Genomic DNA, 14,094 nt, shown 5'->3' with positions numbered 1-14,094 from the left:
CATCTGCGATATGCCGATCGGCATTGAAGGGCGGATGGCGCAGATTGTCGGCCTCAAAGACCGTAAACAGATGCGCGTGCGCTACTACGGCCTCAACCACTTCGGCTGGTGGACGTCGATTGAGGACCTCGACGGCAATGATTTGATGCCGAAACTGCGCGAATATGTGGCGAAATACGGCTATGTGCCGCCCTCGAACGATCCGCACACCGAGGCCAGCTGGAACGACACCTTTGCCAAAGCGAAAGATGTGCAGGCGCTGGATCCGCAGACCATGCCGAATACCTACCTGAAATATTATCTGTTCCCGGACTATGTGGTAGCCCACTCCAACCCGGAACGCACCCGCGCCAATGAGGTGATGGATCATCGGGAGAAAAACGTCTTCAGCGCCTGCCGGGCGATCATCGCCGCCGGGAAATCCACCGCCGGCGATCTGGAGATTGACGAGCATGCCTCCTATATCGTCGATCTGGCGACGGCTATCGCCTTTAACACGCAGGAAAGGATGCTGCTGATTGTGCCGAACAATGGCGCGATCCATAACTTTGACGCCGACGCGATGGTGGAGATCCCTTGTCTGGTAGGCCACAACGGACCGGAGCCGCTGACGGTCGGCGACATCCCGCATTTCCAGAAAGGGCTGATGAGCCAGCAGGTGGCAGTGGAAAAACTGGTGGTCGATGCCTGGGAACAGCGCTCGTACCACAAGCTGTGGCAGGCGATTACCCTGTCGAAAACCGTGCCGAGCGCCTCGGTGGCGAAAGCGATCCTCGACGACCTCATTGCCGCCAACAAAGATTACTGGCCTGAGCTGCATTAATCCCCGTTGTAATACCGGCGCCCTGCGGGGCGCCGGTTCTTCTCCCCGGTTCCTGATTTACGCTATGCTGAAGCCTGCAGCGCGATGAACAAGGAACTGTAATGAAAATCTCCCGCCTCGGCGAAGCGCCGGATTACCGCTTTTCGCTGGCTAACGAACGCACCTTTCTGGCATGGATCCGCACGGCGCTCGGTTTTCTCGCCGCCGGCGTCGGCCTTGACCAGTTAGCGCCGGACTTTGCCACGCCGCTGATCCGTGAAATTCTCGCCCTGCTGCTGTGTCTCTTTGCCGGCGGCATGGCCATCTATGGCTATCTGCGCTGGCTGAATAACGAGAAGGCGATGCGCCTCAAGCAGGACCTTCCCTATACCCGCACGCTGCTGGTGATTAGCATTCTGCTGCTGGCGGTGGTGGCCGCGGTGATGCTGCTGGTGGTGTATGGCGGATAAACGCCGGGCGCGGCGGGAAAGCGATCCCGGTCTTCAGCCAGAGCGCACCTCGCTGGCCTGGTTTCGCACCCTGTTGGGCTACGGCGCGCTGATGGCGCTGGCGATTAAGCACAGCTGGCACCGCGCCGGCCTGCCGTTCTGGCTGTCGATCGGCGTACTGGCGATTGTGGCGGTGATCCTCTGGGGCTATACCCCGCCGTCGTCATCTGATGGACGTCGACGATAGCGATTTTTTACAGCCGCGGGCGGTTCGTGACAAATTTTTGATCGCACTCGCAGTACTTTCTCTGGCATTCCTGTTTGCTGTTACTCACCTTCAACCGATCGTTTTATTCATTAGGGATATGTCATGACAGGATGTCCGGCGAATTTGCCTCTCACTCATGCCCCCGGCCAGCAACATGACACTCCCTTTCAGGCTGTCGTGGTGGAGGCGCATCATTGCCATCAACCGCAGGCGTTCTATGCGCAGCTTCGTCAACAGGGGCTCACCGCTATCCATTTTATTCCGCAGCTGGCGGCCGGCGACGCCGCGCTTTGGGGAGAGTTTCTCTGCGCAGTCTTTCACCGCTGGGTGCGGGAAGATATTGGGCGCATCAATATTTTACTGTTTAGCGAGACGCTGAGCGCCTGGTGCGGGGAGACGCTGACCCAGCCAGGCGCGCCGGCGGCCAACAGCGCCTGCTACGGCTGCCCGTGGCTGCGCCTGTGCCGCTGTGGCGAACAGGAAGACCCGCTGTGCGCGGGTTACCGGCAGTTCTACGATTTTAGCGGGCCCTATATGCGAGTGATGCGGGACCTGCGGCGACAGCAGCGGCCGCCAGAGGCGCTGATGCCGCTGCTGCGCTAAAGATTAGCGCCCCTTCGCCAGGTACTGCGCCATCTCCTCCTCCGGCACCATGCCGCCGCCGGTGGCCCACACCAGGTGGGTGGCCTGCTGCAGCTGTTGCTCACTCAGCCCCTGCAGCTGATGGTACGCCTGGCTGGCGCAGACGCGCTGCGCTCCGGCCATCCCGGCCAGCGCGGAGGGTTCAAGGCGGATATTTTCCGCTGCCGCCAGCCAGCCCAGCATGTCATACATCGTCTGGTCGTCAAGGGTATAGAACCCGTCGAGCAGGCGCTCCATTGCCCGGCCAACGAACCCGGACGCCCTGCCGACCGCCAGACCGTCGGCCGCGGTCAGGTTATCAATGCCTAAATCCTGCACCGCTATCTGGTCGTGGAGCCCGGTATAGACGCCGAGCAGCATGCATGGCGAATGGGTCGGTTCGGCGAACAGGCAGTGAACGTGGTCGCCGAAGGCCAGTTTCAGGCCAAATGCCACGCCGCCGGGGCCGCCGCCGACGCCGCACGGCAGATAGACGAACAGCGGATGATCGGCATCGACCACGCGTCCTGCTTGCGCGAACTGCGCTTTCAGGCGCTCGCCGGCTACGGCATAGCCGAGGAACAGCGTGCGCGAGTTTTCATCATCGATAAAAAAGCAGTTCGGGTCGGATTCCGCTGCCTTGCGCCCCTGTTCGACCGCCACGCCATAGTCCTCTTCATACTCAACCACCGTTACGCCGTGGCTGCGCAGTTTGGCTTTTTTCCACGCCCTGGCATCGGCGGACATATGCACCGTGACTTTAAAACCAATGCGCGCGCTCATGATGCCGATCGACATCCCAAGGTTGCCGGTGGAGCCGACGGCGATGCTGAACTGGCTAAAGAACTGTTTAAACTCCGGCGTCAGCAATTTGCGATAATCGTCTGCGGTCGTCAGCAGCCCGGCTTCCAGCGCCAGCTTTTCCGCATGGGTCAGCACTTCATAAATCCCACCGCGCGCTTTGATTGAGCCGGAGATTGGCAGATGGCTGTCTTTTTTCAGCAGCAGTTCGCCGCTAATTGGCTGGCCGAATTTTTGCTCAAGGCTGCGTTTCATTGCCGGAATGGCAACCACTTCTGATTCGATAATCCCGCCGCTCGCGGCGGTTTCCGGGAAGGCTGCCGCCAGATAGGGCGCGAAGCGCTGAAGGCGGGCATGGGCGTCTTGCACATCGTCGGCGGTCAGACCGACGTAAGGCAACCCCTCCGCCAGGGTGGTGGTTGCCGGGTTAAACCAGGTGGTTTCTTTCAGGGCGATCAGATCCTGCACAAGCGGGAAGGTCGCGGTTAAGGTGGTCAGGTCAGCGTGTTTCATCATACGTCTCTTTGCGCTCAGATAATGAAAGAAAGCAGGAAGGTGGCGGCCAGTGCAAGTAGCGACGCGATAAATGTCGCTGTCGTGTAGTACTTAAACGTTTCACTGAGGCTGGCGCCGCAGTACTGTTTTACCAGCCAGAACAGGGAATCGGTGACGATCGTGCAGCCAATGGCGCCGGAACCGATGGCAATGGCGATGATCTCCGGGCTTACGCCGGGATAAAGCGGCAGCATCGGGGCAACGATGGCGGTAGCGCCCATCATCGCCACGGTGGCGGAGCCAACGGCGGCGTGCAGGATAAGCGCCACCAGCCAGGCCAGCAAAATCGGGTGCATATCAAGGTTCGACAGGATCACCGCGAGGCTATCGGCCAGGCCGCTGGATTTCAAAATCGCGTTGAATGCGCCGCCGGCGCCGATAATCAGCAGGATGTTGGCGATGGAACCAAAGCCGTTTTCGGTATGAGTCAGCAGAACGCCCATCCCCATTTGCCGACGGATGCCGAGCATGTAATAGGCGACAAAGACGGCGATAAACATCGCGGTGATGGGGTTGCCGATAAATTCCAGCACTGTATACAGCGTGCCGCCTTTCGCCATATTCAGTTCAGCGACGGTTTTCACCAGCATCAGGCCAATCGGTAACAGCACGGTAAACAGCGTAGCGCCGAGCGACGGCAGCGTCGATTCTTCGCGAACGTCGAGGTTGGAAAACTCGGCTGGCACTGGTTTAAACGGCAGGCGGTTGCCGAGCAGCCTGAGGAACAGCGGGCCGCCGACCAGGGAGGCGATCAGACCGACCAGCAGGCCATAGACGATAACCGTCCCGATGTCAGCCCCCAGTTTATTCGCCACGAACAGCGCGGCCGGATGCGGCGGTACCACGCAGTGCACCGCCATCAGCGCGGTACACAGCGGAATAGCCAGCTTCAGCAGCGAAGTATTGGTTTTTTTGGCGATGGAGAATGCCAGCGGGATCAGCAGCACCACCCCGACTTCGACAAACAGGGTAATGCCGCAGATCAGGCCGACCAGCACCATAATCACGTCCGCCGACAGCCAGCGGCAGCGCTGGAGCGTCAGGCCGATGCGCTCCGCCGCGCCGGAGACCTCCATCATCTTGCCGAGAATGGTGCCGAGACCGATCACCGCCGCCAGGAAGCCCAGCGTACCGCCGATCCCGCTCTCAATGGCGTTGACCATCTCCAGCGGGCCCATCCCCATCATCGCCCCGACGAAAAAGCTCGCCAGCAGCAGCGCCAGAAACGGATGAAACTTCAGTTTGACGATGGTTAATACAATTAACACGATGCTAATCAGCAATGTGCTCACAACCCAAATTTGCGATTCCATACCCCACCTCGCCGTAAGTAACGTGTGGTTATTGAACAGAAACTCGGCATGGGCTGACAAACGATATAAATGACCTTTCAGATGAGCCAAATTGAATCAAAAAGGTGATTTAGCTCTAAAAGTGACCTCTAAATATGCTATGGGTCAAATTACCTCATCCTTTAGCGGAAGTTCCGGCGTTATTTTTTTATCATCCAGACTCCCTTTTATCGCCAGGAGCGCAGAATGGATGTGCTAAAAACCTTAGGTACCCGGTTGCTGAACGGCTGGCAGCTCTCCAGGCTGTCGACGTTTGAGGTGGCGGCGCGGCACGAGTCGTTCGCCCTTGCCGCCGACGAGCTGGCGCTCACCCCAAGCGCCGTCAGTCACCGGATTAATCAGCTGGAAGAGGAGCTGGGGATCCAGCTCTTTGTCCGCTCGCACCGCAAAGTGGAGCTGACGCGTGAAGGGAAGCGCGTTTACTGGGCGCTGAAGGCGTCGCTGGATGGTCTCAATCAGGAGATTCTGGACATCAAAAACCAGGAGCTCTCCGGCAGTCTGACGGTCTACTCGCGGCCCTCTATCGCCCAGTGCTGGCTGGTGCCGGCGCTGGGGGATTTCAGTCGCCGCTACCCGGCCATCTCGCTGACCGTGCTGACCGGCAACGATAATGTCAACCTGCAGCGGGCGGGTATCGATCTGGCAATCTATTTTGATGACGCGCCGTCGTCGCAGCTAAGCCACCATTTTGTGATGGATGAGGCGATCGTGCCGGTATGTACGCCGTATTACGCCCGCCAGCTGCAGTTAACGTCAAATCCTGCCAGTCTGCGCCACTGTACGCTGCTTCACGATCGCCAGGCATGGAGCAATGATTCCGGCACCGATGAATGGTTCAGTTGGGCACAGCAATTTGGGATTGAACTGCCGCAATCGTCGGGCATTGGCTTCGATCGTTCTGATTTAGCGGTGATTGCGGCGATGAATCATGTCGGGGTAGCGATGGGGCGTAAACGGCTGGTGCAGAAGCGGTTAGAGAGCGGCGAGCTTATCGCGCCGTTCGGCGATATGACGCTGAAATGCCATCAGCATTATTACGTGACCACCCTGCCGGGCCGCCAGTGGCCGAAAATCGACGCCTTTATCGAGTGGCTGCATAGCCTGACCTGAAAAAGAGCCGGGCTATCCCTCGGAGTTGTTGGGCAGGCCGGGTAAGGCGTGAGCCGCCACCCGGCAAAATGACGGCACTGCGCATGCGCGGGCCGGCAGACGACCAGTCCGGTAGCCCGGATAAGGCGTCAGCCGCCATCCGGGGAACGGCCGCCGCGCTTATACCGGCTGCTGATGGTGGGTAAAGCGCGAGGCCAGCGGCAGCCAGCACAGCAGAATCAACAGGCCCATCAGCATCATCAGCAGGCCGAGGCTGCCCTGACCGGTTTGCGGCATCATCGCCGACAGCCAGGCCAGCACGCCGGAGCCGATATTCTGCAAGCCGCCCACCAGCGCCCCGGCGGTTCCGGCGAGGAACGGGAACGGCTCCATCGCGCCGCTGGTGGCCAGCGGGAACAACATCCCGGCGCCGAAGAAGAACAGCGCCGCAGGCACCAGCAGGGTCCAGACGGTCATGATGCCCAGCAGCCCTGGGATCCACATCATCAGACCTGCCAGCAGGCAGCAGATCACCGACTGCCACATCAGGGTCGGGAAACGCTTGTTCGGCCGGCCGGCAAACCACGCCCCGAAGAACGCCGCCGGGATCGGCAGAATAAACAGAATACTCACCGCCATGCTGCTCAGGCCGAGCACCGCGCCCATCAGCACCCCGGAGCAGGCTTCGAATACCGCAATCCCCGCCAGGCCGCCGATCAGCATCAGCAGATAGCAGTTAAAGGCGCCGGTGCCGAACAGCGTTTTGTAGCTGGCCAGAAGTTTGGTGCGCGGCGCCCCTTCCGGGCGCGTTTCCGGCATCCACTTCGCCATGCTGAAGGTCACCCCGGCGCACAGGACCAGCAGGAAAGCGTAGCAGGCGCGCCAGCTCCACAGGGTGTCGAGGATGCCGCCGAGCAGCGGGGCAATCAGCGGGCTGACCAGAATACCCATATTTAACAGGCTATTGGCATGACGCAGCTGAGCGCCTTCGTACAGGTCGCGGGGCAGGGTACGCGCCATCACGCCGCCGACCCCGGTGCCCATCCCCTGCATGGCGCTGGCGGCGATCAGCACTGGCAGGCTATGGGTGGTAATAGCTACCAGCGTCGCCAGCATAAAAATCGACATCCCGACGAGGATCACCGGTCGGCGACCGACGCGGTCAGAGAGCGGGCCGTAGAACAGCTGTGAAATACCGTAGGTCAGCAGATAGGCCGCCATCACGCTTTGTACCGCCCCTTCGCGGACGTTCAGCGCGACCGCCATGTCGGCGATGGCCGGAATATAAATGGTCTGCGCCATCTGGCCGACGGCCACCAGCAGTACCAGCATCAACAACAAATTGAAGTTCTTATGCCGTTTCATGTCGATGAATACTTTGTGAGTAAAGAGAAATGAAGAATATGTGACTGGCACATCCCGTAAACGATGGAGGAATCTACCATATTAAAATGACAGAACAACTGCAAAGTGCCGATTGTTGAGGGAATTCCAGGCAGATTATGTAAACAGGAACGGCAACTAATGTTGCCATCTCAGGCTACGCCAGGCGAAGGAGGATCGCCCCGGCGGCAATCCCGCAGGCGGCCACGATGCGCAGCGGCATCAGTTGCTCTTTCAGGACGATAAAGGCGATCAGCGCGCCGAAGAGAATGGAGGTTTCACGCAGCGCGGCGACCACCGCCAGCGGGGCCTGGGTCATCGCCCATAGCGCCAGGCCGTAGGAGCCCATGGTGCCGATCCCGCCGAGGATGCCTTTTTTCCAGTGCTGACGTAAATAACGACTGGCCTCACGCCGTCGCGCCACCATCGCCCAGCACAGCAGGCAGAAGCCGTTCATAAAAAAGGTCCACAGGGTGTAGCCCAGCGCCGAGCCCGCCAGCCGGACGCCGGTGCCGTCCACCAGCGTATAACCGGCGATAAAGCAGGCGTTGATCAGCGCCAGCACGATGCCTTTGCGCGAGCTGGCGCGGCCGTTAAAGGCCATCGCCAGAATCGCCAGGCAGATGACGCCGATACCCAGCCAGGCCAGCGGCGACAGACGATCGCCGAGGAACAGCACGCTTATCGCCGCCACCAGCAGCGGCGCAGTGCCGCGCATCAGCGGATAGGTCTGGCTCATATCCGATACCTGGTAGGTCTTCGCCACCAGCACCGTATACACCACCTGTAACGCGCACGACGCCAGCAGATAGGGGGCGCTGACCAGCGCGGGCTGCGGGGCAAAGGGGAGCATCACCAGGGCGATCAGCGCGGCCGAGCCGCTGACGCCGATCGCCGCGTACATTTTATCGCCGCTGGCTTTGACGATAGCGTTCCAGCTGGCGTGCAGCAGGGCGGCGAACAGCAAAATGCAGAATACGGAGAGGGTCATCGCAGACAGGTTCAACAGTGAAGGTCACCGGAATGTAACACGCGCCCGCGCTGCCTGCCAGCGGGGGGTTAAAGCGAACAAAACAGGCGATGCGTCACCCGCGGTTCATCGTACACCGGGCGAAAACCAAGCCTTTCATAAAAGGGCCAGGCCTGCGCCGGGGCATGGGTGTTGAGAAAGTCGAACCAGGCGCTGGAGTGGGTGATAACCGAGACCAGCAGCTGCTGGCCGATGCCCCGGCGACGATAGCGTTCGCTGATGTAGAGGTGGCGAATGCGCCCGGCCCGCGGCTGCGGACTGAAGGGATCGCTATTGATGCCGCATACCCCTACCAGCTGGTGGTTGACGAAGGCGCCCAGCAGCGTTTCGCCCGGCGCGTTAAAGCGGTTTTTGCCGCTCTGCCAGTTTTCCGCCAGGCGGCGCAGCATATTGAAATGCTGTTCAAGGCTTTCAATTCGTAGCGCCGCGAACCCCGGGGCATCCGGCGTCGTGGCAGCAATTAACAGGGGTGGCATAGCTTCCTCCATCAAGTCATCCCGGGACGCCCGGCGGGCGCCTGCAGGGGGGCGGTTTCCCGCCCCCCTCAGGTGCGACTTGAACCTGAATCAGCGGAACTGTTTCAGGACTGCATCAAGTAGTTGCAACACAGCAACCATGAGTTTCAGGATCAAAATAATAATATCCATTCCGCCCATACGCGCGTCTCCTGTGGTTAAGGAGCACAATAAGCTGACGTACCTTTCCGCTGCCCGTTGCCAGCTTATCCCTGCCTGTCGCCGGCGGCGTCTGCCCTGGCCGATAGTTCGTCCTTTCCATGAACGGCTTCCCGGCCCGCCGCCTGCAACGACAGGGGTGCGCAGCGCTGAGCCACGCGTTGCCGCGCGGGCCAGTGACTGCACGTTGTTGACGTAACACAGTGTGCTCTCTCGGGGTTAAGGCACTGACGGCACCACCCGTTTCAGCCAGGACTTCGTTGCGCCGGTCAAACTTGCGGCCCCCGAATGGCACAAAGTGAACACACCCAGTATAGATAAATACTGTATGGATGAACAGTATTTTTTGGACAAATCCGCCCCTCTCATCCATACTCTATGACAGAGAAAAACCGACCTTAAATTGCGCGAACTGCAGCGATCGCGTATACTTTTGGCGTTGACGTAATACAGTGTGCTTGCGGCTACCACCTGTAACCATGCTGATAAAAACCTCGCTCCGGCGGGGTTTTTTGTTTTCTGCCCTTTTGCGCCGAACTGTGATCTTTCGCGCAAATTTTCGTGGATGAAAATAAATCCATTGTGAAAACGTAAAACCTGTGTTTGTATAAATTCAGCTTATTATTCGACACAACAGGTCCCTAATGAACGCAACCCTGATCGCTTCGACCCTACTAAAAACCGCGCCAGCCGCGGTGGTCGTCGTGTCTGTGGTGGTCGTCGTCGGCAATGCGCCGTAGGGTCCGGAACAACACGAATTCCAAACCCCGCCGGCGCAAACCGAGCGGGGTTTTTTGTTGGCGAGCCCCCCGGTAAAGTCGGCCCAGAAGAAAAGGACTGGAGCATGGCAAGTTCGGGCACCACATCAAACACAATGCGCTTTACCGGCGCGCAGCTGGTTGTTCATTTACTGGAGCGCCAGGGTATCACTATGGTCAGCGGCATTCCGGGCGGCTCCATCCTGCCTATCTACGATGCCTTAAGCCAGAGCACGCAGATTCGCCACATCCTGGCGCGCCACGAGCAGGGCGCGGGCTTTATCGCCCAGGGGATGGCGCGTACCGAAGGCAAGCCGGCGGTCTGTATGGCCTGCAGCGGCCCGGGGGCGACGAACCTGGTGACGGCGATCGCCGATGCCCGCCTGGATTCGATTCCGCTGGTCTGCATCACCGGCCAGGTACCGGCCTCGATGATCGGTACCGACGCCTTCCAGGAAGTGGACACCTACGGCATCTCTATCCCCATCACCAAACATAACTATCTGGTGCGCGACATTGCCGAGCTGCCGCAGGTGATCAGCGACGCCTTCCGTATTGCCCAGTCCGGGCGTCCCGGGCCGGTGTGGATAGACATTCCTAAGGACGTACAGTCGGCGACCATTGAGCTGGAAGCGCTGCCTGAGCCTGGCGAGCGCGCCCCGGCACCGGCATTCGCGCCTGAAAGCGTGCGTGAAGCGGCGGCAATGATCAACGCGGCGAAACGCCCGGTACTGTATCTGGGCGGCGGGGTGATTAACGCGCCGCAGGCGATCCGTGAGCTGGCGGAAAAAGCCAACCTGCCGACCACCATGACCTTAATGGCGCTGGGCATGCTGCCGAAGGCGCACCCGCTGTCGCTGGGGATGCTGGGGATGCACGGCGCGCGCAGCACCAACTTCATTCTGCAGGAGGCGGATTTACTGATTGTTTTAGGCGCCCGTTTTGATGACCGGGCGATTGGCAAGACCGAGCAGTTCTGCCCGAACGCGAAGATTATCCACGTCGATATCGACCGCGCCGAACTGGGCAAAATCAAGCAACCGCACGTGGCGATTCAGGGCGATGTGGCGGAAGTCTTAGCCCAGCTGAACCCGCAGATTGAGGCGCAGCCGCGCGAGGAATGGCGCCAGCTGGTGGCCGACTTGCAGCGCGAATTCCCCTGCGCCATCCCGCAGGAAAGCGACCCGCTCTCCCATTACGGCCTGATTAACGCCGTGGCCGCCTGCGTGGATGATGAAGCGATCATCACTACCGACGTTGGCCAGCACCAGATGTGGACGGCGCAGGCCTACCCGCTCAATCGTCCGCGCCAGTGGCTGACCTCCGGCGGCCTCGGCACCATGGGCTTCGGCCTGCCGGCAGCCATCGGCGCGGCGCTGGCGAATCCGCAGCGCAAGGTTATCTGCTTCTCCGGCGACGGCAGCCTGATGATGAATATTCAGGAGATGGCCACCGCCGCCGAAAATCAGCTGGATGTAAAAATTATCCTGCTGAACAACGAAGCGCTGGGGCTGGTGCATCAGCAGCAGAGCCTGTTCTATCAGCAGGGCGTTTTTGCCGCCACCTATCCGGGGATGATTAACTTTATGCAGATTGCCGCCGGTTTTGGCCTGCAAACCTGTGATTTAAATAATGAAGTCGATCCGCAGGCGGCGCTGCAGGCGATCATCGACCGTCCGGGGCCGGCGCTGATCCACGTGCGCATCGACGCACAGCAGAAAGTGTATCCGATGGTACCGCCGGGTGCGGCCAATACTGAAATGGTGGGGGAATAAGCCATGCAAAAACAATGTGATAACGTCATTCTGGAACTCACCGTCCGCAACCATCCCGGCGTCATGACCCACGTGTGCGGGCTTTTTGCCCGTCGCGCGTTTAACGTCGAAGGCATTCTCTGTCTGCCAATTCAGGGCAGCGAACACAGCCGCATCTGGCTGCTGGTAAATGATGACCAGCGACTGGGGCAGATGATTAGCCAGATTGAAAAGCTGGAAGATGTCACCAAAGTGGCGCGTAACCAGTCCGATCCCACCATGTTTAACAAAATTGCGGTGTTCTTCGAATAGCGCTCAAGGCTTGAACAGCCACGCGCTTATCGCTAAGGTAAGCGCCTTTGCCGGATGACGCTGCGCTTATCCGGCCTACAAGCAGTGAATCCGTAGGCCGGATAAGGCGTTTACGCCGCCATCCGGCGTTTTCAGGCACCAGGACACACCATGACCACCATCGCCCTTATTGACGATCATTTGATTGTCCGCTCCGGCTTTGCTCAGCTGCTGGGGCTGGAAGCTGATTTTCAGGTTGTCGCCGAATTTGGTAGCGGCCGCGAGGCGCTGACGGGGCTACCGGGGCGCGGCGTGCAGGTCTGTATCTGCGATATCTCCATGCCGGATATTTCCGGGCTGGAGCTGCTCAGCCAGTTGCCGAAGGGGATGGCGACCATCATGCTGTCGGTACACGACAGCCCGGCGCTGATCGAGCAGGCGTTGAACGCCGGCGCGCGCGGCTTCCTGTCGAAACGCTGCAGCCCCGATGAACTTATCGCCGCGGTACGCACGGTGGCGGCGGGCGGTTGCTATCTCACGCCGGATATCGCCATGAAGCTGGCCGCCGGGCGCCAGGATCCGCTCACCAAACGCGAGCGTCAGGTGGCGGAAAAGCTGGCGCAGGGCATGGCGGTGAAAGAGATTGCCGCCGAGCTCGGTCTGTCGCCGAAAACCGTCCACGTACACCGCGCCAACCTGCTGGAAAAGCTGGGCGTCAGCAACGACGTTGAGCTGGCGCGCCGCATGTTCGATAGCTGGCAATGAAGGCCGTCGTCTCACGATTGCTGTCGGTCATCGGCTGCGCCTTTATCTTCGCGGCCGCCTGGTTCTGCCTGTGGAGCATCAGTCTGCATCTGGTGGAACGCGCGGATTTAGCGGTGCTGCTGTTTCCCTTTGGCCTGCGGCTGGGGTTAATGCTGCAATGCCCCCGCGGCTACTGGCCAGTGCTGCTGGGAACCGAATGGCTGCTTATCTTCTGGCTGGCGCAGGAGGTGGCGCTGGCGCACCCGATGATTTTGATGACCGGAAGCCTGCTGACTCTGCTGCCGGTGGCGTTGATCTCGCGCTACCGGCAGCAGCGCGACTGGCTGACGCTGCTGCGTCAGGGCGGGGCGTTAATGGCCGCCGCGCTGCTGCAATCGCTGCCGTGGCTGGCGGAGGGGGACGAAGGGCTTAACGCCCTGCTGTTGACGCTGACCGGCGGCCTGACGCTGGCGCCGACCTGCCTGGTTTTCTGGCACTATCTTACCAGCACCGTCTGGCGGCCGCTGGGGCCGGCGCTGGTGGCGCAGCCGGTTAACTGGCGCGGGCGGCATCTGATCTGGTATCTGCTGTTATTCACCATTAGCCTGTGGCTGCAGCTTGGCCTGCCCGCCGAGCTCTCCCGCTTTACCCCGTTTTGTCTGGCGCTGCCGATTATCGCCCTCGCCTGGCACTACGGCTGGCAGGGAGCGCTGATCGCCACCCTGATGAACGCTATCGCCTTGATTGCCAGCCAGACCTGGCACGATCACCCGGTCGATTTATTGCTTTCCCTGCTGGCACAGAGCCTCACCGGGCTGCTGTTGGGGGCGGGGATCCAGCGGCTACGCGAGCTGAACCAGTCATTACAAAGCGAGCTGGCGCGTAATCGTCGGCTGGCGGAACGCCTGCTGGAGACCGAAGAGAGCGTGCGGCGAGACGTCGCCCGCGAGCTCCATGATGATATCGGCCAGACCATCACCGCGATCCGCACCCAGGCCGGGATCGTACAGCGGCTGGCGCCGGACAACGCCAGCGTGCGCCAGAGCGGTCAGCTGATAGAACAGCTGTCGCTGGGAGTTTACGACTCGGTGCGTAGACTGCTAGGCCGTCTGCGTCCGCGTCAGCTCGACGACCTGCCGCTGGAGCAGGCGGTACGTTCGTTGATGCGCGAGATGGAGCTGGAGGACCGCGGCATTGTCAGCCATCTCGACTGGCGGATTAACGAGGCGGGACTGAGCGAGAACCAGCGCGTGACGCTGTTTCGCGTTTGCCAGGAGGGGCTGAATAATATCGTCAAGCACGCCAGCGCCAGCGCTGTCACTCTGCAGGGCTGGCAGCAGGATGAGCGACTAATGCTGGTGCTGGAAGATGACGGTTGCGGCCTGCCGCCGGGGTCGAATCTGCAGGGGTTCGGCCTGACCGGCATGCGCGAGCGCGTGACCGCCCTGGGCGGCACACTGACGATCTCCTGCACCCATGGTACCCGGGTGTGCGTCAATCTACCGCTGCGTTACGCCTGAGAG

16 protein-coding genes and 2 pseudogenes are annotated in these 14,094 nt (G+C 60.4%); 11 read left to right on the top strand and 7 right to left on the bottom strand.

What is annotated here, in order from left to right; all coding sequences use genetic code 11:
• The 4 genes and pseudogenes from KHQ28_RS06665 to KHQ28_RS06650 form a co-directional block, all read left to right on the top strand.
• Positions 1-823: pseudogene (locus KHQ28_RS06665) on the top strand (6-phospho-alpha-glucosidase); the annotation flags it as partial.
• 101 nt (positions 824-924) lie between these two features.
• Positions 925-1,272: a YidH family protein gene (locus KHQ28_RS06660; RefSeq protein ID WP_002923305.1), complete on the top strand. Its 348-nt coding sequence runs from the start codon at positions 925-927 to the stop codon at positions 1,270-1,272.
• Positions 1,262-1,625 (top strand): annotated as a pseudogene (locus tag KHQ28_RS06655) (DUF202 domain-containing protein). The gene KHQ28_RS06660 and the pseudogene KHQ28_RS06655 overlap by 11 nt, the downstream one beginning before the upstream one ends.
• Before the next feature lie 74 nt (positions 1,626-1,699).
• Positions 1,700-2,122, top strand: a complete 423-nt coding sequence (locus KHQ28_RS06650; RefSeq protein ID WP_004889115.1) for a hypothetical protein — start codon at positions 1,700-1,702, stop codon at positions 2,120-2,122.
• 3 nt (positions 2,123-2,125) lie between these two features.
• On the opposite strand, the gene dsdA is transcribed toward KHQ28_RS06650, so the two are convergent.
• On the bottom strand, positions 2,126-3,454 hold the full coding sequence (gene dsdA / locus KHQ28_RS06645; protein WP_032418244.1) for a D-serine ammonia-lyase: 1,329 nt from the start codon (positions 3,452-3,454) through the stop codon (positions 2,126-2,128).
• A gap of 17 nt (positions 3,455-3,471) precedes the next feature.
• Positions 3,472-4,809: a D-serine transporter DsdX gene (gene dsdX, locus KHQ28_RS06640; RefSeq protein WP_004173855.1), complete on the bottom strand. Its 1,338-nt coding sequence runs from the start codon at positions 4,807-4,809 to the stop codon at positions 3,472-3,474.
• Between the two features lie 91 nt (positions 4,810-4,900).
• Here dsdX and KHQ28_RS06635 point away from each other — a divergent pair, with 91 nt between their 5' ends.
• Positions 4,901-5,047 carry a hypothetical protein gene (locus tag KHQ28_RS06635; RefSeq protein WP_032410116.1) on the top strand — a complete coding sequence of 49 codons (147 nt, stop codon included), beginning with the start codon at positions 4,901-4,903 and terminating at the stop codon, positions 5,045-5,047.
• Entirely contained in the window at positions 5,035-5,958 is a 924-nt protein-coding gene (gene dsdC / locus KHQ28_RS06630; protein ID WP_032418245.1) for a DNA-binding transcriptional regulator DsdC, read from the top strand. Before KHQ28_RS06635 ends, dsdC begins: the two co-directional genes overlap by 13 nt.
• A 159-nt stretch (positions 5,959-6,117) precedes the next feature.
• Here the strand turns inward: dsdC and emrD are convergent, their stop codons facing one another.
• The 5 genes from emrD to KHQ28_RS06605 form a co-directional block, all read right to left on the bottom strand.
• A complete protein-coding gene (emrD, locus tag KHQ28_RS06625; protein ID WP_004181587.1) occupies positions 6,118-7,302 on the bottom strand; it encodes a multidrug efflux MFS transporter EmrD in 1,185 nt (394 codons plus the stop codon).
• A 175-nt stretch (positions 7,303-7,477) separates the two neighbouring features.
• Entirely contained in the window at positions 7,478-8,311 is an 834-nt protein-coding gene (locus tag KHQ28_RS06620) for a DMT family transporter (protein ID WP_021440941.1), read from the bottom strand.
• Positions 8,312-8,379: 68 nt separating this feature from the next.
• Positions 8,380-8,826, bottom strand: coding sequence for a GNAT family N-acetyltransferase (locus KHQ28_RS06615; protein WP_002923294.1), 447 nt, complete (start codon positions 8,824-8,826; stop codon positions 8,380-8,382).
• A 90-nt stretch (positions 8,827-8,916) separates the two neighbouring features.
• A complete protein-coding gene (gene tisB / locus KHQ28_RS06610; protein WP_004145059.1) occupies positions 8,917-9,036 on the bottom strand; it encodes a type I toxin-antitoxin system toxin TisB in 120 nt (39 codons plus the stop codon).
• Positions 9,037-9,488: 452 nt separating this feature from the next.
• Positions 9,489-9,656 carry a hypothetical protein gene (locus KHQ28_RS06605; RefSeq protein WP_072198267.1) on the bottom strand — a complete coding sequence of 56 codons (168 nt, stop codon included), beginning with the start codon at positions 9,654-9,656 and terminating at the stop codon, positions 9,489-9,491.
• Between the two features lie 12 nt (positions 9,657-9,668).
• On the opposite strand from KHQ28_RS06605, the gene ivbL reads away from it, so the two are divergent.
• The 5 genes from ivbL to uhpB all read left to right on the top strand — a co-directional run bounded on the left by ivbL (position 9,669) and on the right by uhpB (position 14,091).
• Positions 9,669-9,764 (top strand): ilvB operon leader peptide IvbL, encoded by a 96-nt coding sequence (ivbL, locus tag KHQ28_RS06600; RefSeq protein WP_002923286.1) that lies wholly within the window; start codon positions 9,669-9,671, stop codon positions 9,762-9,764.
• Between the two features lie 104 nt (positions 9,765-9,868).
• Positions 9,869-11,557: an acetolactate synthase large subunit gene (gene ilvB, locus KHQ28_RS06595; protein WP_004173858.1), complete on the top strand. Its 1,689-nt coding sequence runs from the start codon at positions 9,869-9,871 to the stop codon at positions 11,555-11,557.
• 3 nt (positions 11,558-11,560) lie between these two features.
• Positions 11,561-11,848 (top strand): acetolactate synthase small subunit, encoded by a 288-nt coding sequence (ilvN, locus tag KHQ28_RS06590; protein ID WP_002923283.1) that lies wholly within the window; start codon positions 11,561-11,563, stop codon positions 11,846-11,848.
• Positions 11,849-11,998: 150 nt separating this feature from the next.
• The gene (uhpA, locus tag KHQ28_RS06585; RefSeq protein ID WP_002923282.1) at positions 11,999-12,592 is read left to right on the top strand and encodes a transcriptional regulator UhpA; all 594 of its coding nucleotides are present in this window, start codon (positions 11,999-12,001) and stop codon (positions 12,590-12,592) included.
• Positions 12,593-12,609: 17 nt separating this feature from the next.
• Positions 12,610-14,091, top strand: coding sequence for a signal transduction histidine-protein kinase/phosphatase UhpB (uhpB, locus tag KHQ28_RS06580; RefSeq protein ID WP_072198268.1), 1,482 nt, complete (start codon positions 12,610-12,612; stop codon positions 14,089-14,091).
• The last annotated feature ends 3 nt before the right edge of the window (positions 14,092-14,094 follow it).

It is taken from the genome of Klebsiella sp. 28 (assembly GCF_018223905.1).
GTDB classification, from domain to species: Bacteria; Pseudomonadota; Gammaproteobacteria; order Enterobacterales; family Enterobacteriaceae; genus Klebsiella; species Klebsiella pneumoniae.
This window is presented reverse-complemented; position numbering and strand designations above follow the sequence as displayed.